The organism is Amycolatopsis sp. NPDC028719, from assembly GCF_055565395.1.
This window is the reverse complement of record NZ_JBVHUL010000001.1, coordinates 445820-463828: the sequence shown is the minus strand read 5'-3', so window position 1 is coordinate 463828 and position 18009 is coordinate 445820. Positions and strand designations below refer to the sequence as shown.

Below are 18009 nucleotides of genomic sequence, written 5' to 3'. Positions count from 1 at the left end.
GTGCACTGAGGGCGAGCAGGTTCGTTTCCCTGACACCACCACAGCCGGGCGGTGCCGAATGGACGATCGCGGGCAATCGTGGCTGGGTCGGCGTGTTTTGGGCGGACGATCTGCTCGTGCGCCTGGTTCCCAAGCTCAGCATCGCCCGGGTGCTGTTCCTGGCCGGCCACGGTGTCCGCTCCTCGGACGAGTGGTACGACGAGCCGTCCGAAACCCGAACCGACGAGGGGGTCGTCCCGGCCGTCGCGAACATGCTCTGGCGACAGGCCCGAAAGGCAATCGACACCAGCCTGCTGTCGGGATACGTTCCGACGACGGAGACGTCCACCACGGTCCGCGGCCGGGTTCGCCTGGCCGATCAGCTGCGCCGGCGCTACGACCAGGACTTCCCGTTCGAAGTCGCCTACGACGAGTTCGGTGTCGACATTCCGGAGAACCAGATCCTGCTGGCGGCGACCACCTTGCTCCTCGAGATGAGCGGTCTCGACGACGTTTCGGTGGAACAGCTGAACATCGTCCGGCGAGCTCTGAACGGCGTCTCGCCACTGCGCCGCGGGGTGCCCCTGCCGCTGTGGCAGCCCACCCGCCGCAACGAGCACTACCACTCCGTCCTCCGGCTTTCGGAGTTGCTGCTCGGGGCGTCGTCACCCGAGCACGGGCACGGGACGTTCGCGACCAACGGATTCGTCTTCAACCTCGAAAAGGTCTTCGAGAGCTTCGTGACCGTGGCCGTCAGCACGGCGTTGGGTGAGCGGATACCCGGCATCGGTCTCCCGCAGTATCCGTGGCACCTCGACGAGCGCCGCCGGCTGAAGATGAACCCGGATCTCGTCTGGCAGGTCGACGGACGCCCCGTGGTCGTGGTGGACGCCAAATACAAACGGAAGCAACCAGCGGAAGACTTCTACCAGATGCTGGCCTACTGCGCCGCACTCGGCGTCGACCACGGCCACCTTGTCTACGCGGACGGTAAGCCGGGCGAAGCCCGGCACAAGACCCGAGGCGGGCGGCACGAGCTGTTCGCACACACGCTGGATCTGACGCGGCCCCGGACCGAACTGCTGGGTCAAATAGCCCGGATCGCCGACCGGATCACCGAAATGATCGACGCACAGTGACTCTCGACTACTTTGAGCAGCCAGGCCTCTCTAGTCCTGCGCCGGCGGGTCCACGGGCTGGTGCTGCTGGACCGGCGTCCCGGCGGCCGGGGTCGGCGGGGTGCCGCCGATGGTCGGGATGGGCGCGCTCGCCTGGTGGCGGCCCGCGTCGTAGTCCTCGTCGAACGGGTCGACGATGTCCGCGATCTCGCCGAGATCACGCAGCAGCCGCTCGAGCCGGGACGGGCCCGCGGTCGGGGCGACGCTGGCGAGCACCCACTCGGCCTCGAGCCAGGCCACGCCGACGTCGCCGCCGAGCTGGTCCGCCGCGTCGACGAGCTCCTGGGTGATCACCGCGCGGGCGCCGTCGGCGTCGTCGGCGAAGGCGTAGCGGGAGCCGATCGGGCCGAGCATCTCGGGCATGTCGGCGCGCTGGAACGGCACGCTGGACAGCCACATCTCGATCGGGATCCGGTGCTTCTTGTTGCAGCGCACGGCGACGACGACCGCCGGGATCTGCCCCTCGGACTCGATGTCGAAGATGAACACGGGACGGCGGCCGTCGGAGGTGAAGGTCGAGCCCGCGACGACGTTCACCGCGGCGTCCGCGCCGAAGTAGCCGATCGCGCCGTTGGACCACTGCTGCGGCAGCCGCTCGTCTTCCTCGACGAACTGCCAGCCGCGCAACTGAGCCCAGCGCATGCGCTCGCGGTTGCGCGAGCCCTCCTTCGCCCGGTCGGCAGCGAGCAGCCCGAGGCCCGCCACCAGGGCGACGGCCGCGATGACGAACCAGATCCACGCCGGAATACCCACGACGTGCAGGGTATCGCCTGCTACGCCGAAGAGATGATCGCCGGTACCCGTGTCGCCGGGCCCGTTCGGACCAATTCCCGGCCGCCAGGTCGACAAATCGCCACAAGAAGCCACTTTGGACGGCCGTACGGGCTCCGAAAAGCCGTGAAGGCCTCCTTCCCGGCTCCTATGGCCGGGAAGGAGGCCTCACGGACCTCAGACGCGCTCGACCGTCAGCGCGTCTCCCGCTTCCAGCTCCGGGATGTCGACACGCACGGTGTCGCCGTCCCGGACCTCACCCGACAGCAGCTCCTTCGCCAGCTTGTCGCCGATCGCCGACTGGACCAGCCGCCGGAGCGGACGGGCGCCGTAGATCGGGTCGAAGCCGTTGAGCGCGAGCCACTCACGGGCGCCGTCGGTGACCTCCAGGTTGAGCCGGCGCTGCGCGAGCCGCGAAGCCAGCCGCGCCACCTGGATGTCCACAATGGACGTCAGCTGCTCGGTGCCGAGCGAGTGGAACACGACGATGTCGTCGAGCCGGTTGAGGAACTCCGGCTTGAACTGCCGCTGCACCACCGAGAGCACCGCGTCCCGCCGCTGCCGTTCGTCCAGCGAAGGGTCGGCGATGGCCTGCGAACCGAGGTTCGAGGTCAGGATCAGGATGGTGTTCCGGAAGTCCACCGTCCGGCCCTGGCCGTCGGTCAGCCGCCCGTCGTCGAGGACCTGCAGCAGCACGTCGAAGACGTCCGGGTGGGCCTTCTCGACCTCGTCGAGCAGCACCACCGAGTACGGGCGCCGCCGGACGGCCTCGGTCAGCTGGCCGCCCTGGTCGTAGCCGACGTACCCCGGCGGGGCACCGACCAGGCGCGCCACCGAGTGCTTCTCGGCGTACTCGCTCATGTCGATGCGCTGCATCGCGCGCTCGTCGTCGAACAGGAACTCCGCCAGCGCCTTGGCCAGCTCGGTCTTGCCGACGCCGGTCGGGCCGAGGAACAGGAACGAGCCGGTCGGGCGGTCGGGGTCGGCGACGCCGGCCCGGCTGCGGCGCACCGCGTCCGAGACGACCTGCACGGCTTCCTGCTGCCCGATGACGCGACGGGTCAGCTCCTCCTCCATCCGGAGCAGCTTGCCGGTCTCGCCTTCCAGCAGCCGGCCCGCCGGGATGCCGGTCCACGCGCTGACCACGTCCGCGACGTCGTCCGCGCCGACCTCTTCCTTGAGCATCACGTTCTGCTGGCTGGCCTCGCTCGCCGCGGTGGCCGCTTCGAACTCCTTCTCCAGCGCCGGGATCCGGCCGTAGCGCAGCTCGGCGGCCTTGCCGAGGTCACCGTCGCGCTCGGCGCGCTCCGACTCGCCGCGCAGCTGCTCCAGCTGCTCCTTGAGCTCACGGACCTTCTCGATGGAGCCCTTCTCGTTCTGCCAGCGCGCGGTCAACGCGGTCAGCGTCTCGCGCTTCTCGGCCAGCTCGGCTCGCAACGCGGTGAGCCGGTCCTTCGAAGCCGCGTCGCTCTCCTTGGCGAGCGCCATCTCCTCGATCTCCAGGCGGCGGACGGCGCGTTCGACCTCGTCGATCTCCACCGGCCGCGAGTCGATCTCCATGCGCAGCTTGGACGCGGCCTCGTCGACCAGGTCGATGGCCTTGTCCGGCAGGAAGCGCGCGGTGATGTAGCGGTCGGACAACGTCGAGGCGGCGACCAGCGCGGCGTCCGTGATCCGGACACCGTGGTGCACCTCGTAGCGCTCCTTGAGCCCGCGCAGGATCGCGATGGTGTCCTCCGGCGACGGCTCGCCGACGAGCACCTGCTGGAAGCGCCGCTCCAGGGCGGCGTCCTTCTCGATGTGCTGGCGGTACTCGTCGAGGGTGGTCGCGCCGACCATCCGCAGCTCGCCGCGGGCGAGCATCGGCTTGATCATGTTGCCCGCGTCCATCGCGCCCTCACCGGTCGCGCCGGCGCCGACGATCGTGTGCAGCTCGTCGATGAAGGTGACGACCTCGCCCGCGGAGTCGGTGATCTCCTTGAGCACGGCCTTCAGCCGCTCCTCGAACTCGCCGCGGAACTTCGCGCCGGCCACCATCGACCCGAGGTCGAGGGCGACGACGCGCTTGCCGCGCAGCGACTCCGGCACGTCCCCGGCGACGATGCGCTGGGCCAGCCCCTCGACGATGGCCGTCTTGCCGACGCCCGGCTCGCCGATCAGGACCGGGTTGTTCTTGGTGCGCCGCGACAGCACCTGCACGACGCGGCGGATCTCGGTGTCGCGCCCGATGACCGGGTCGAGCTCGCCGTTCCGGGCGCGCTCGGTCAGGTCGACGCCGTACTTCTCCAGCGCCTTGAACGTGCTCTCCGGGTCCTCGCTGGTGATCCGGGCGGAGCCGCGGACCTTGACGAACGCCTCCTGCAGCGCGTCCGGCGTCGCGCCGTGGCGCTTGAGCAGGTCGGCCACCTGGCCGCCTTCGGTGGCGAGCCCGACGAGCAGGTGCTCGGTCGAGACGTACTCGTCGCCCAGCTCGGTGGCCAGCTTCTGCGCGCGCGTCAGCGACTTGACGGCGAAGGTGTCGAACTGCGGGCTCGACACCGTCGCGCCGGTCGCGGACGGCAGCGCCGCGATGAGCGGCTCGAGCTCCTTGTGCACCACCCCGGGGTCGGCCCCGACCGCGGTCAGCAGCGGTGCGGTCAGCCCCTCACCCTGCGCCAGCAGGGCGCCCAGCAGGTGGGGGGCCGACACGTGCGGGTTGCCGGCCATGGTGGCCGCCTGCGCCGCGGACGAGATCGCCTGCTGGGTCTTCGTGGTCGGGTTGAAAGCGTCCATCCCTCACCTCATGCTCGATACAAAAGTCGTGGTGACAGGCCTGACCGAGACCTGACACTATCCTTAACGCACGAAAACTTGAGTCTGTTCCGCTCAACTCTGACCGGGTGCCACGGCGCTCGCCGGCAACCGCGATCCGAGCATGCCGAGCCCGGCCACGGCGAGGCCGGCACACGTCCCGACCAGCACCCAGGGTAACCAGTCGGCGACCGAGAACAACGCCACCACGGCGGGCGCGAGAACCTGGGCCACGGTGAACGCGTACTGGTACGCAGCGAGATAACGGCCGCGGGCCACCGGAGGTGCCGCGGCTTCGGCGAGTGCACCCGAACGCGGGCCGAAGACGAGGTCGCCGGCGGCGAAGATCAGCGTCGACGCCAGCAGGTAGGCCACGCGCCAGCCGTCGGGCACCAGCAGCACCCCGAGGCTGACCAGGCACCACGCGGCGAACAGCGCCGAGCCCGCGCGCATCGCCGTGATCCGGCTCAGGTGGGCGGTGAGCCGCAGCGCGAGCGTGCCGCCGACGCTGGTCAGGACCGTCAAAAGCGCGAGGATCGCGCCGGGCAGCCAGGCGGGGCCGTGCATCCGGTCGAGCACGAACACCGGCGTGCCGATCAGGAAGAACTCGAGGGAGAGGCCGAACAGGCCGCTGAAGAGGATCAAGGCGAGGTACGGCCGGTCGCGCAGCACCTTGACCGACCGTTCTCGGTGCTGCTCGCGCGGCCGCGCGAGCCGGACGAACAGGGCGAGGATCGACGCGGCCACGAAGAACGTCGCGACGTCGAGGAGGAGCGCGATCCGGTACCCACCGGCGCCGAGGCAGGTCAGCAGCGCCCCCGCCACGAGACCGCCGAGGCCGAAGCAGCCGGCCCGCACCATCCCCACCTCGGCGAACGGCCGATCCTTCGGGACGTCGCCCGCGACGTCGGCGATGAGCACGAACAGGGAGCTGTAGAACAGCTGCTGGCCGGTGGAGAGCAGGACCGCGGCGACCACCACCGGGCCCGCGCCGTCGGCGAGCAGGTACGCGCCCGCGCCGGCGGCCTGCAGCAGCTGGGCCCCGATGACCACGGCCCGCGGCCCGACACGGTCCACGAGGCGACCGGCCAGCGGCGGCACGACGAGCCCGCCGACGGTACCGAGCGTGACGGCCGTGCCCGCCACCGCGAGCGGCACGCCGACCACCTGCGTCACGTACACCAGCGCCAACGGGAGGAACAGACCCGAGCCGAAGTTGTCGGTCCCCAGCGCGCAGAGCAGCGCCACCCGGCTACGCGTCACCTTTCGACGTTAACTCCCTGGCCCGCCGCCAAGTCAGGACCGAACGGAGACACTTCCGCCGGGCCGAAGGCCACTGCCGGTGGCACTCCGGCGGCATTGCGTCACTTGGTCGTGTCAGCGAGGCAAGCGGCGCTGCCGAGCGCGCGGCGCAGGTCGGCGTTCATCTCGGCGAGCCGGCCGATGAGGTCGGTGACGCGCTCGTCGTCCCAGCCGCCGAGCGCCGTCTCCATGAACTCCAGGTAGTTGGCCCGCCAGCGGGCGAGCTCCGCCCGGCCCTTCTCGGACACGCTCACCAGGGACGCGCGGCCGTCTTCGGGCGCGGGACGGCGGTCGACCAGCCCGGCCGCGGACAGCTGCGTGATCTGCCTGCTGACCACCGACAGGTCGACGAACCGGCGCTTGGCCAGCTCGGACGGCCTGGCCTCGCCGTTCTTCGCGAGGTCCGACAGGAGCATCGCGGCGGCCGGGTGCAGCCCCGGCTCGCTCTGCCAGGCCTGCATGATCCAGGCGTGCTGGAGCTGCGACGCGGTCTTCAGCTCGCGCATGAGCTCGACCCGGACGTCGTCGTCGGTGTCGTCGAAGCCCATCGGGACCCTCCTGCCACTGCCGCACCGGGGCTCCGCCACCCGAAGCCCCCGATGAAGCTATTACTTGTGCAATACAAGTTTATTGCCGATCGCTTGCGCGAGCAAGGATCAGCCCGGTGAGGTCGCCCACGCCGAGACCGGGTGCGATACACCCGGTCGGAGCAACAATGCGGGCAAAAGGGCGGCCGGCGGCTACCCTGCGGACGGGCCCGCGCGCGCGGCCCCGGCGAGTGACGAGGTGGACGTAGTGGCGAAGGAAGCAGGAGGCGGCTGTGTGCGAAACTGCCGTCACCGCGCCCGGTCCGGCGGTGGATGATCGGGTGCCGTCGTCCCTCCGTCCCCAGCGAGCGAACACCGCCCCATGACCGCCGACTCCGTCAGCCCGCTCCCCAGGTCTTCGTCGCCGCGTGAAGCCCCCGCGGCCGTCGTCGCGATGGTCCGGCTCATCCGCGAAAGCTGGGCGAAGTCCGAGCCGTACATCGCGGACATCTCGCAGTTCTTCTACGGGATGCTGTTCACCCTCGCCCCGACCACGCGCGACTTCTTCCCGATCAACATGGAGATCCAGCGCGGCCGGCTGGTGCGCGCGCTGGTGCACATCGTGCAGATGGTGGACCGGCCCGACGACCTCGCGCCCTTCCTGCGCCAGCTGGGCCGCGACCACCGCAAGTTCGGCGTGGTGCCCCGGCACTACGAAGCCGTCGGCACCGCACTGCTGGCGTCGCTCAAGAACCACCTCGGCCGGGAGTGGACGCCCGAGGTCGAACGGGCCTGGGCGGAAGCGTTCACCATCGCCGCGCGGGCCATGCAGGACGCCGCCGCTTCCGACACGAACCCGCCGTCGTGGCAGGCCACCGTGGTCGAGCACCGGCGGCTGACCTGGGACCTCGCGCTGGTGCGGCTGATGCCCGACCAGCCCGTGCCCTACCACCCGGGCCAGTACGTGAGCGTCGAAGTCCCGCAGCGGCCGCGGCTTTGGCGCTACCTCTCGCCGGCGAACGCGCCGCGCGAGGACGGTGGCATCGAGTTCCACGTCCGCGCGATCGACGGCGGCTGGGTGTCCAGGGCGATAGTCAGCCACACCCAGCCCGGTGACGTCTGGCGGCTCGGCCCGCCGCTCGGCCGCTTGAACGTCGACCGCGAATCGTCGCGCGGCGTGCTGATGGTCGCGGGCGGCACCGGCATCGCGCCGCTGAGGTCGATTCTCGACCACCTCGCACTGTGGGGCGAAAACCCGAAGACACGCCTGTTCTACGGCGGGCCGTCGCGGGAGGACCTCTACGACCTCGAGGAACTGCGCGCGCTCGCGTCGACCAACCCCTGGCTGAACGTGACGCCGGTGGTGGAGCGCGGCGGCGACGTCCCCGGGTTCGAGCAGGGCACGCTGGCCGAGGCCATCACGCGGTACGGCTCGTGGCCGGACCACGACATCCTCGTGTCCGGCTCGCCGGCGATGATCCGCGCGACGGTGTCGCGCATGCTGGTCGCGGGCAGCGCGCTGGACCAGATCCAGTACGACCCGTTCACGATCGACTAGCCAATTGCGGACCCGCTGGTCCGATGCAGGAATCGAACGAGCCGCGAGAATTGTTACGCGCGCCGCGTAAACCATCCGGATGATCGTTTTTACGCTGTGCCAGACAGGGTTTACGCCGTGTGGCTAAATTGCTCCGTTCGAGCGGACCGCGCGGAATCACGCGCATCTGCACGGGAATTCGCCTACAGTCGGAAAGCCTCGGGGGCGGCACCGCACGGCGACGCCGCACGCACGGCGCAAGAAAGCCTTTGCAGGACTGGAGAATACCGTTCCCGATGACTGCTGAATCCGTGAAGGTCTCCGCACCACCCAAGACCGTTCCCGTTTCGACCGTGGAAGGTCGCGAACTCGCGCGGTTGATTCGTGAAAGTTTTGCGGAGATCGAACCGAAAGCCGACGAAGTCGCCCAGTACTTCTACGGCGCGTTGTTCGTGGTCGCGCCGGATTGCCGTGATCTGTTCCCGGTCACGATGGCGAGCCAACGCAGCCGGTTGCTGCGCGCGCTCGTGTACGTCGTGCAGATGGTCGACCGGCCCGACGAGCTGACCACCTTCCTCGGGCAGCTGGGCCGCGACCACCGCAAGTTCGCCGTCGTCGCCCGCCACTACGACGCCGTCGGCATCGCGCTGCTGTCCGCGATGAAACGGTTCCTCAAGCAGAAGTGGACGCCCGAGGTGGAGTCCGCGTGGACGACGGCCTACGGGCTCATCGCGAAGACCATGCGCGAGGCCGCGCAGGCCGAGACCGGGCCCGCGTCCTGGGCGGCGCGGGTGCTCGACCACCGCAAGCTGTCCCGCGACGTCGCGATGGTGCGGGTGCAGACCGAAGGACTGCTGCCGTTCCGGGCCGGCAGCTACGTGAGCGTGGAGGTGCCGCAGCGGCCGCGGATGTGGCGCTACCTCTCCCCGGCGACCGCGCCGCGCGGCGACGGCCAGATGACGTTCCACGTGCGCGCGGTACCCGGCGGCTGGGTCAGCGGGGCCATCGTCAACCACACCAAGCTGGGGGACGTCTGGCGGCTCGGGCCGGCGATGGGCACGCTCAACGTGCGCCCGACCGCCACCCGGAAACGGCTGCTGATGATCGCCGGCGGAACCGGGGTCACCCCGTTCGTCTCGATCCTCGACGACCTCGCGCACTGGAAGCGCAACCCGCCGGTGCACCTGTTCTTCGGCGGCAAAAGACCCGAGGACCTGTATGCGCTCGACGACCTCCGGCGGCTGACCGCGGTGTCGAAGTGGCTGACGGTCACCCCGGTGACCGAGGAGGGCGCCATTCCCGGCGGCGACCGCGGCACCCTGGCGCACGCCGTGGCCCAGCGCGGTGTCTGGAAGGACCACGACATCCTCGTCTCCGGCTCGCCCCCGATGATCCGGGCGACGATCGCGAAGCTGCTGACCGCCGGCGTCGAGCTCGAACGCATCCGCTTCGACCCGTTCACCCTGGACTGAGGACCTCACGGCGGGTCGCGCGGATTCTCGCTATGTTCGCCGATATGGAGATGACGATTCCGGTTTCGGACGGGACCATCGGCGGCTACCTGGCGGAGCCCGCGGGCGAAGGGCCACACCCGGGTGTGGTGCTCATCCACGACGCGTTCGGGCTGAGCCAGGACACGAAGAACATCACCGACCGCTTCGCCGCCGAGGGCTACCTCGCGCTCAGCCCGGACCTGTACTCGCGGGGCGGGATGCGCCGCTGCGTGCGTCGCGTGTTCTCGGACATGTTCGCGAACCAGGGCCGGACGTTCGACGACATCGAGGCGTCGCGCGCGCTCCTGGCCGGCCGCGCGGACTGCTCGGGCCGGGTCGGCATCGCCGGGTTCTGCATGGGCGGCGGCTTCGCGCTCGTCGCGGCGTCACGCGGCTTCGAGGCGTCGGCGCCGTACTACGGGCAGCTGCCGAAGACCCTGTCGGTGCTCGACGACGCGTGCCCGATCGTCGCGAGCTTCGGCAAGAAGGACTTCTCGCTGCGCGGCGCGGCGGCGAAGCTCGAGACGGCGCTCACCGAGCGTGAAATCCCGCACGACGTCAAGGAGTACGCCGGCGCGAGTCACGGGTTCGCCAACAAGATCGAGGTCGCGGCACCGCTCAACCTGCTGCTCAAGGTCGTCGGGTTCACTTACCACCACGAAGCGTCCGAAGACGCGTGGCGCCGAGTGACGTCTTTCTTCGGCGAACACCTGCAGCAACCGGCCCGACCTTCGCACTGAGCCGAGCGGGCTAGCGTTTCTGCTGAACGGCTGTAGTTGATTGACCGTTGTGCCCGAATCGCTTTATGGTCTAGACCACGTCTTCCCCGGACGTGCTCGTTCGTCCTCCCTCCGGAACAACGCTGTTCCCCCTCGAGGAGCCGAAATGACCCTTAAGCGAAAGCTTTTCGCGGCCGCAGCCGGCGCTCTCCTCGCCCCGGTGCTGGTCGTCGTCCTCCCCGCCACCTCCGCGAGTGCCCACGGATACATCTCCGACCCGCCCAGCCGGCAGGCCAACTGCGCGGCCGGGAAGGTCCCGAACTGCGGGCAGATCGTCTACGAACCCCAGAGCGTCGAAGGTCCCAAGGGCCTGCGCAGCTGCAACGCCGGGTTGGGGCAGTTCGCCGAGCTGGCCGACGAGTCGAAGCCCTGGCCGGCCAAGTCGGTCGGCACGACGGTGACGTTCAACTGGGTGTTCACCGCCCGGCACGCCACCTCGAACTACGAGTACTACATCGGCGGCACGCGCGTCGCGAACATCCCCGGCAACAACCAGCAGCCGCCGGCGACCGTGCAGCACACGGTGAACCTGGCCGGCTATTCGGGCCGGGTCAAGGTGCTGGCGATCTGGAACATCTCCGACACGGCCAACGCGTTCTACAGCTGCGTCGACCTCCAGATCGGCGGCGGCGGAACTCCGCCGCCGACCACCACGACCCCGCCCCCGACGACGACCCGGCCGCCGACCGCGACCCCGACCACACCGCCCTCGAGCGGCACGTGGGCGGCGGGAACGGCGTACAAGGCCGGCGACGTGGTGACCTACGGCGGCGCGAGCTACCGCTGCCTGCAGCCGCACACGGCGATCGCGGGCTGGGAGCCGCCGAACACCCCGGCGCTCTGGCAGCGCCAGTGAGAGTGGTGCTGGCCGTCGTCGCGCTGCTGCTGACCGGCTGCGGCGCGACGGCGGCCCCACCCACGTACAACGCGGCGGACGTGATGTTCCTGCAGATGCTGATCCCCCAGAACCAGCAGGGCATCGAGATCGTCCGCCTGGCCACGAACCACCCGTTGCCGCCGGCGGTGAAGGAACTGGCGGCGGCGATCGAATCGACGCAGCGCACCGAAGTGGACGACATGCGGAACTGGCTTCGCGCCTGGTCCCAGCCCGAGACGATGGACATGAACCCCCAGGCCCACGCGGGCCACGGCGGCATGAAGATGACATCGCCGGACCTGGTGGGCACGCTCCGGTCGGCGCCCGACGCGGAGTTTCCCCGCAAGTTCCTCGACGTGCTGACCGGCCAGCAGCAGGGAGCGATCGAGCTGGCCCAGACGGAGAACTCGGCGAACGGCGGGGTCAACGCCCAGGCCCGTGATCTGGCCCGGCGGGTCATCGAGTCGCGGTCCGCCGAGGTGAAGCAGCTGTTGAACTTCAAGGTTTGACGACCCCCCGCGTTCTGGGGTGCCGGCCGCGAGCAGCCTCCTGCCGGGCCGCTCGCGGCCGGCTGCGCTTCGGGCCGAAATTCGGTTGGCCGTGCCTCAGCGTCGCGTTAGCCTCGCGATCATGATGTTCTCCCGCACCGTCTTCGCGAGGTTGCGCACCCGCCGCTGACGGCGGCGCACCGATCTCCTTCCCTGCCCGCCGTTCCGGCCTTCGCCGGGCGGCCGCTTTCGTGCTGCCCGGCTCCCTCCAGAGCTGCGGAGCATCTTTTGACTTCCCCCCTGCCCGAATCCGCCCACCTGCGCGCGGAGCGCGTCGGCGTCACGCTCGGCTCGCGCCGCGTCCTGCACGACGTGAGCGTCACCGTTTCGGCCCGGTCCCGGCTGGCGATCGTCGGCGAGAACGGGCGCGGCAAGACCACCCTGCTGCACGTCCTCGCCGGGGTGCGCGCGCCCGACCACGGCACCGTCCAGCGGACGGGCACCGTCGGCGTCGCCCGGCAGGCGCTGCCCTTCCGGTCCGGCGAAACCGTCGGCACGCTGACCACCGAGGCGTTGCGCGAAGCCCACGACGCCTTGCGAGCGCTCGATGCGGCCACCGCGAATTTCACCGAGGACCGCTACGCCACCGCGCTCGACGCGGCCACGCGCCTCGACGCGTGGGACGCCGAACGCCGCGTCGACGTCGCCCTCGAAGCCCTCGGCGCCTGCACCGACCGGACCCGCGAACTCGGCACGCTTTCGGTCGGGCAGCGCTACCGCGTGCGCCTGGCCTGCCTGCTCGGTGCGCGGCACGACTTCCTGCTGCTCGACGAGCCCGGCAACCACCTCGACGCCGGCGGCCTCGCGTTCTTGACTGACCGGCTGCGCGGCCACGACGGCGGCGTCGCACTGGTCAGCCACGACCGCGCGCTGCTCAGCGACGTCGCGACCGAGTTCCTCGATCTCGACCCCAGCCAGGACGGCCGCCCGCGCAGCTACGCCGGCGGCTATTCGGCCTGGCAGGACGGCCGCCGCCGGGACCGCGAACGCTGGGTGCAGGAGTTCGAGGAGCAGCAGGACACGCACCGGCAGCTCACCCTCGCGGTGACGCAGGCGCGTGCCCGGCTCAGCACCGGCTGGCGGCCGGACAAGGGCACCGGGCGGCACCAGCGCCAGTCCCGCGCGCCCGGTGTCGTCCAGGCGCTCAACCGGGAGCGGGCGGCGCTGGAGGCGCATCGCGTGACCGTGCCCGAGCCGCCGTTGTCGTTGCGGTGGCCCGATCTCGGCTCCGGCGCGCGAGCACTGGTCCGCCTGCACGACGTCGGCGTCGCCGGTCGCCTCGCCGGCCCGGTGACGCTGTCCCTCGACCGCGGCGACCGCCTCCTCGTCACCGGCGAAAACGGCGCGGGCAAGTCGACGCTGCTGTCTGCGCTCGCCGGCGAACTCACGCCGACGACGGGTTCGGTCCGGCACCTGCCCGGCGCGAAAGTGGCCCTGATCGGCCAGGAAGTCCCGGCATGGCCGGAAGAACTCACCGCCCGCCGGCTGTTCGAGCGTGCGGGCCTCCCGTTTTCGGCCATGGGCCTGCTCGACGCGGAATCCCTGCGCACGCCGGTCGGCCGCATGTCCCAGGGCCAGCAGCGGCGGCTCGACCTGGCGCTGCGGCTGGCCGGACGCCCGGACCTGCTGGTGTTCGACGAGCCGACCAACCACCTGTCGGCGGTGCTCGTCGAGGAGCTGACCGAGGCCCTGCTCGAAACCCCGGCCGCGGTGGTCGTCGCGACGCACGACCGGCGAATGCTGCGCGACCTCGCGGCCTGGCCGCGCCTGGCGCTCGGGGGCTGAAAGCCGTGAAGGCCCCCTTACCGGCTCTTATAGCCGGTAAGGGGGCCTTCACGGACTTGCGATCCAGCGGGGGCTCAGCGGCGCTTGGGACGCCAGACCACCATCGCCGTCTGCTGGTTGAGCGGCACCAGATCCCGGCGGTACGACGCGTGCGCCGCCGCCGCGGCCTGCTCGCCCGCGGCGTACGCCGCGGCCAGCTCTTCGGTCAGCTCCGCGAGCCGGGCCCGCAGCGCGTCGACCTGGTTCTCCAGCTCGATGATGCGCTTGATGCCGGCCAGGTTGACGCCGTCCTCTTGCGACAGGCGCTGGACTTCGCGCAGTAGCGCGATGTCGCGCATCGAGTAGCGCCGCCCGCCACCGGACGTGCGGCCCGGCGACACCAGGCCCTGCCGGTCGTAGGTGCGCAACGTCTGCGCGTGCATCCCCGCGAGCTGGGCCGCCACCGAGATGACGAACACGGGGGTCTCTTCGTCCCCTTCCTGGGGGATCCCGCCGAACATCCCACTCACCTGCCTTCGAGCAGCTCAGTGATCTCGGGCCGGGGGTCGTGCCCGGCCATCGCCTCGGCGTACGCCTGCAGTGCTTCGCGCGCCTTGTCGTCCAGTTTGGCGGGAATCGCCGCGGTGAGGGTGACGAGCAGATCACCTTGTGAGCCGTCGCGCTTGGCGATGCCCTTGCCGCGCACGCGCAGCACCCGTCCGCTCGCGGTGCCCGGCGGCACCTTGAGCGAGACCTTGCCTTCGAGCGTCGGCACCGTGATCGTGGTGCCGAGCGTGAGCTCGGTGAAGTCCACCGGCACGGAGATCGTCAGGTCGAGGCCCTTGCGCCCGAACAGCGGGTGCGGAGCGACGTGCACCCGGACGTAAAGGTCACCCGCCTGCGCACCACCCCGGCCCGGCTCGCCCTGGCCGGCCAGCCGGATCCGCTGGTCGTCGTCGACGCCCGACGGGATCCGGACGGTCAGCGTGCGGGTCCGCGTGCTGACCCCTTCGCCGCCGCACTCGGGGCACGGGTCGTCGATGATCTGCCCGCGCCCGCGGCAGTCGCGGCACGGCTCCGAGAACGCGAACGCACCCTGGCTCCGGCTGACCAATCCCGAACCGGAACAGGTCGGACAGGTCCGCGGCGACGTGCCCGGCTTCGCGCCGTTGCCGCCGCACGTCGAACAGGTCGCCGGGCTCGACAGCCGCAGCGGCAGGGTCGCGCCCTTGACCGCCTCGGTGAAGTCGATCCGGACGTCCGTCTCGACGTCGGCCCCGCGCTGCGGCCGGTTCGCCGTCGCGCCCGCCGACGCCCGGCCACGGCCGAAGAGCCCGCCGAGGATGTCGCCGAGCCCGCCGAAACCCTGCTGCTGACCCGCGCCGGCCTGGCCGAAGATGTCGCCCATGTCGAAGCTGCCGCCACCGCCGCCACCGGGGAAGTTGAACCCGCCCCCGCCGCCGAACAGCCGCCGCGCCTCGTCGTACTCCTTGCGCTTGCTCGCGTCGGAGAGCACGCCGTAGGCCTCGGAGACCGCCTTGAACTTCTGCTCCGCCTGCGCGTTGCCGGAGTTCGCGTCCGGGTGGTTCTCCTTGGCCAGCTTGCGGTAGGCCTTCTTGATCTCGTCCGCCGTGGCGTCGGAGGAGACGCCCAGTTCGCGGTAGAAATCCTTACCGACCCATTCCCGAGCACTCATCGGGCGCCTCCTCCTTCCAGCTCAACCGGATACTGCTTACTGCTGCTGCTCATCGAGTCCGCCGTCGAGTGGCAGCTCGCCACCGACGGGCGGGTGCTCCGCCGGGCCACCGGGCTCGTGGTCGGTGACCCCGACCAGTGCCGCCCGCAGGACCCGGTCGCCGAAGCGGTAGCCGCGGCGCATGACCACGGTCACCGTCGGGCCCGCCACGTCCGGCGAGGTGTTGTGCTGCACGGCCTCGTGCACGCTCGGGTCGAAGGCCTCGCCCTCGCTGCCGAACGACTCGAGCCCCGCGCGCTGCAGGCCGCTGATCAGCTTGTCGCCGACGGCCTTGAACGCCCCGGTGAGGTCACCGTGCTGCTCGGCCCGCTCGAGGTCGTCGAGCAGCGGCAGCAGGTCGTTCACCACGGTCGCCTTGGCACCGAGCACGACCGCCTCGCGGTCACGCTCGACGCGCTTCCGGTAGTTGGCGTACTCGGCCTGCAGTCGCTGGAGGTCGGCGGTGCGCTCGGCCAGCTCCTTCTCGATGTCGGAAACGACCGACACCGAATCGTCCACAATGGACTCGCCGAGCGAGGGGCCCGCGTGCTCGACGGGGGCCTCCTCCGGCTCCGGCGCGGCGTGGGCCGGACCGGGCGGGCGAACCTGCCCGGTCTGGGGGTCCACCCGCCGCCGATCCCGCACGACCACCGGCTCCTCGGGGCCGCGGCCCTGGTTCTCGGATTCGTCGTAGCTGTGGGTCACTTCTTCTCGTCCTCTTCGACGATCTCGGCGTCCACCACGTCATCGGCCTTGGCCTGGCCGCCGGCCGCACCGGCGTCGCCACCGGCCGCCCCCGCGGCACCGGCACCGGCCGCACCGGCCGCCGCGTCGGCGTTCGCGTTGGCGTACAGAGCGGTGCCCAGCTCCTGCGAAGCGGTGTTCAGCTTCTCGATCGACTCGCGGATCTTGGCCGAGTCGGTGCCCTTGAGCGCCTCGTTCGACTCGTCGATCGCGGACTTGACCTTGGCCTTGAGGTCGTCGGGCAGCTTGTCGTCGTTGTCCTTGAGGAACTTCTCGGTCTGGTAGACCAGCGTCTCGGCCTGGTTGCGGGTCTCGGCCTCTTCGCGACGGGTCTTGTCCTCCTCGGCGTGCGCCTCGGCGTCCTTGACCATCCGCTCGATGTCGTCCTTCGGCAGCGCGGAGCCACCGGTGATCGTCATCGACTGCTCCTTGTTCGTGCCCAGGTCCTTGGCCAGGACGTGCACGATGCCGTTCGCGTCGATGTCGAAGGTGACCTCGATCTGCGGCACGCCACGCGGGGCGGGCGGGAGACCGGTCAGCTCGAACATGCCGAGCTTCTTGTTGTGCGCGGCGATCTCGCGCTCACCCTGGAACACCTGGATCTGCACCGACGGCTGGTTGTCGTCCGCGGTGGAGAAGATCTCCGAACGCTTGGTCGGGATCGTGGTGTTGCGCTCGATGAGCTTGGTGAACACGCCACCCTTGGTCTCGATGCCCAGCGACAGCGGGGTCACGTCCAGCAGCAGGACGTCCTTGACCTCGCCCTTCAGGACACCGGCCTGCAGCGCCGCGCCGACCGCGACGACCTCGTCCGGGTTCACGCCCTTGTTCGGCTCGCGCCCGCCGGTCAGCTCCTTGACCAGGTCCGACACGGCCGGCATGCGGGTGGAACCACCGACGAGCACGACGTGGTCGATGTCGCCGACGGCGATGCCCGCGTCACGGATGACGTTGTTGAACGGGTTCCGGGTGCGCTCGAGCAGGTCCGAGGTGATCTTCTGGAACTCGGCGCGGGAAAGCTGCTCGTCGAGGAACAGCGGGTTCTTGTCGGCGTCGACCGTGATGTAGGGCAGGTTGATGCCGGCCGAGTTCGAGCTGGACAGCTCGATCTTCGCCTTCTCCGCCGCCTCGCGGATGCGCTGCAGCGCCATCTTGTCCTTGGTCAGGTCGATGCCGTTCGCGGCCTTGAACTTGTCGACCAGCCACTTGACGATGCGCTCGTCCCAGTCGTCACCACCGAGGTGGTTGTCACCGGAGGTCGCGCGGACCTCGACGACGCCCTCGCCGATCTCCAGCAGCGAGACGTCGAAGGTGCCACCACCGAGGTCGAAGACCAGGATGGTCTGCTCCTTCTCGCCCTTGTCCAGGCCGTACGCCAGCGCGGCGGCGGTCGGCTCGTTGACGATGCGGAGCACGTTCAGGCCGGCGATCTGCCCGGCCTCCTTGGTGGCCTGCCGCTGCGCGTCCTCGAAGTACGCCGGGACGGTGATCACCGCGTCGGTGATGGTCTCGCCCAGGTACGCCTCGGCGTCGCGCTTGAGCTTCATCAGCACCCGGGCGCTGATCTCCTGCGACGTGTAGTTCTTGCCGTCGATCTCGGTCTTCCAGTCGGTGCCGATGTGCCGCTTCACGGACCGGATCGTCCGGTCGACGTTCGTCACGGCCTGGTTCTTCGCCGGCTGACCGGTCAGCACTTCGCCGTTCTTGGCGAAGGCGACGATCGAAGGGGTGGTCCGGGAGCCTTCCGAGTTGGCGATGACCGTCGGCTCGCCGCCCTCAAGGACGGCGACGACCGAGTTGGTCGTGCCGAGGTCGATGCCGACCGCTCGCGCCATGGTGCTTTCCTCCTGTGTAAGCCTGCTCTGGTTCGTGACCTGCACGTTCTTCCTCGCCTTGAGCGAGGCTCTGGCAAGTTTAGTCAGGCCTTCGTGCGCCCCGTCAAGTCGGACTTGAGTCGACTGCACTCAACCTTCGTATCCAGCCTA

General features: G+C 70.2%; 15 protein-coding genes. 7 read left to right on the top strand and 8 right to left on the bottom strand.

The window, feature by feature from the left end:
* The first annotated feature begins 116 nt into the window (after positions 1–116).
* Entirely contained in the window at positions 117–1118 is a 1002-nt protein-coding gene (locus tag ACZ4TR_RS02220; RefSeq protein WP_465285401.1) for an McrC family protein, read from the top strand.
* A 30-nt stretch (positions 1119–1148) separates the two neighbouring features.
* Here the strand turns inward: ACZ4TR_RS02220 and ACZ4TR_RS02215 are convergent, their stop codons facing one another.
* The 4 genes from ACZ4TR_RS02215 to ACZ4TR_RS02200 form a co-directional block, all read right to left on the bottom strand.
* Positions 1149–1910 carry a type III secretion system chaperone family protein gene (locus tag ACZ4TR_RS02215; RefSeq protein ID WP_364510487.1) on the bottom strand — a complete coding sequence of 254 codons (762 nt, stop codon included), beginning with the start codon at positions 1908–1910 and terminating at the stop codon, positions 1149–1151.
* A gap of 195 nt (positions 1911–2105) precedes the next feature.
* Complete coding sequence (clpB, locus tag ACZ4TR_RS02210; protein WP_465285400.1) at positions 2106–4700, bottom strand: ATP-dependent chaperone ClpB; 2595 nt, start codon at positions 4698–4700, stop codon at positions 2106–2108.
* 93 nt (positions 4701–4793) lie between these two features.
* Positions 4794–5981 (bottom strand): MFS transporter, encoded by a 1188-nt coding sequence (locus tag ACZ4TR_RS02205; RefSeq protein WP_465285399.1) that lies wholly within the window; start codon positions 5979–5981, stop codon positions 4794–4796.
* Positions 5982–6082: 101 nt separating this feature from the next.
* On the bottom strand, positions 6083–6568 hold the full coding sequence (locus ACZ4TR_RS02200; protein WP_364510479.1) for a MarR family winged helix-turn-helix transcriptional regulator: 486 nt from the start codon (positions 6566–6568) through the stop codon (positions 6083–6085).
* 361 nt (positions 6569–6929) lie between these two features.
* Between ACZ4TR_RS02200 and ACZ4TR_RS02195 the strand changes: the two genes are divergently transcribed.
* From ACZ4TR_RS02195 to ACZ4TR_RS02170, 6 genes are all read left to right on the top strand, one after another.
* The gene (locus ACZ4TR_RS02195; RefSeq protein ID WP_465285398.1) at positions 6930–8105 is read left to right on the top strand and encodes a globin domain-containing protein; all 1176 of its coding nucleotides are present in this window, start codon (positions 6930–6932) and stop codon (positions 8103–8105) included.
* Positions 8106–8380: 275 nt separating this feature from the next.
* Positions 8381–9556: a globin domain-containing protein gene (locus ACZ4TR_RS02190; RefSeq protein ID WP_465285397.1), complete on the top strand. Its 1176-nt coding sequence runs from the start codon at positions 8381–8383 to the stop codon at positions 9554–9556.
* A 44-nt stretch (positions 9557–9600) separates the two neighbouring features.
* Positions 9601–10317, top strand: coding sequence for a dienelactone hydrolase family protein (locus ACZ4TR_RS02185; RefSeq protein WP_465285396.1), 717 nt, complete (start codon positions 9601–9603; stop codon positions 10315–10317).
* 145 nt (positions 10318–10462) lie between these two features.
* Entirely contained in the window at positions 10463–11212 is a 750-nt protein-coding gene (locus ACZ4TR_RS02180) for a lytic polysaccharide monooxygenase (RefSeq protein WP_465285395.1), read from the top strand.
* Positions 11209–11742 carry a DUF305 domain-containing protein gene (locus ACZ4TR_RS02175; RefSeq protein ID WP_465285394.1) on the top strand — a complete coding sequence of 178 codons (534 nt, stop codon included), beginning with the start codon at positions 11209–11211 and terminating at the stop codon, positions 11740–11742. The genes ACZ4TR_RS02180 and ACZ4TR_RS02175 overlap by 4 nt, the downstream gene beginning before the upstream one ends.
* Before the next feature lie 267 nt (positions 11743–12009).
* Positions 12010–13566 carry an ABC-F family ATP-binding cassette domain-containing protein gene (locus ACZ4TR_RS02170; protein WP_465285393.1) on the top strand — a complete coding sequence of 519 codons (1557 nt, stop codon included), beginning with the start codon at positions 12010–12012 and terminating at the stop codon, positions 13564–13566.
* A gap of 74 nt (positions 13567–13640) precedes the next feature.
* Here the strand turns inward: ACZ4TR_RS02170 and ACZ4TR_RS02165 are convergent, their stop codons facing one another.
* From ACZ4TR_RS02165 to dnaK, 4 genes are read right to left on the bottom strand one after another with little or no spacing between them, the layout of a single operon-like run.
* On the bottom strand, positions 13641–14066 hold the full coding sequence (locus ACZ4TR_RS02165) for a heat shock protein transcriptional repressor HspR (RefSeq protein WP_364510460.1): 426 nt from the start codon (positions 14064–14066) through the stop codon (positions 13641–13643).
* A 5-nt stretch (positions 14067–14071) separates the two neighbouring features.
* Positions 14072–15241, bottom strand: a complete 1170-nt coding sequence (gene dnaJ, locus ACZ4TR_RS02160) for a molecular chaperone DnaJ (protein ID WP_465285392.1) — start codon at positions 15239–15241, stop codon at positions 14072–14074.
* A gap of 36 nt (positions 15242–15277) precedes the next feature.
* Positions 15278–15985, bottom strand: a complete 708-nt coding sequence (grpE, locus tag ACZ4TR_RS02155) for a nucleotide exchange factor GrpE (RefSeq protein WP_465285391.1) — start codon at positions 15983–15985, stop codon at positions 15278–15280.
* The gene (gene dnaK, locus ACZ4TR_RS02150; RefSeq protein ID WP_465285390.1) at positions 15982–17859 is read right to left on the bottom strand and encodes a molecular chaperone DnaK; all 1878 of its coding nucleotides are present in this window, start codon (positions 17857–17859) and stop codon (positions 15982–15984) included. The genes grpE and dnaK overlap by 4 nt, the downstream gene beginning before the upstream one ends.
* Positions 17860–18009: the final 150 nt, after the last annotated feature.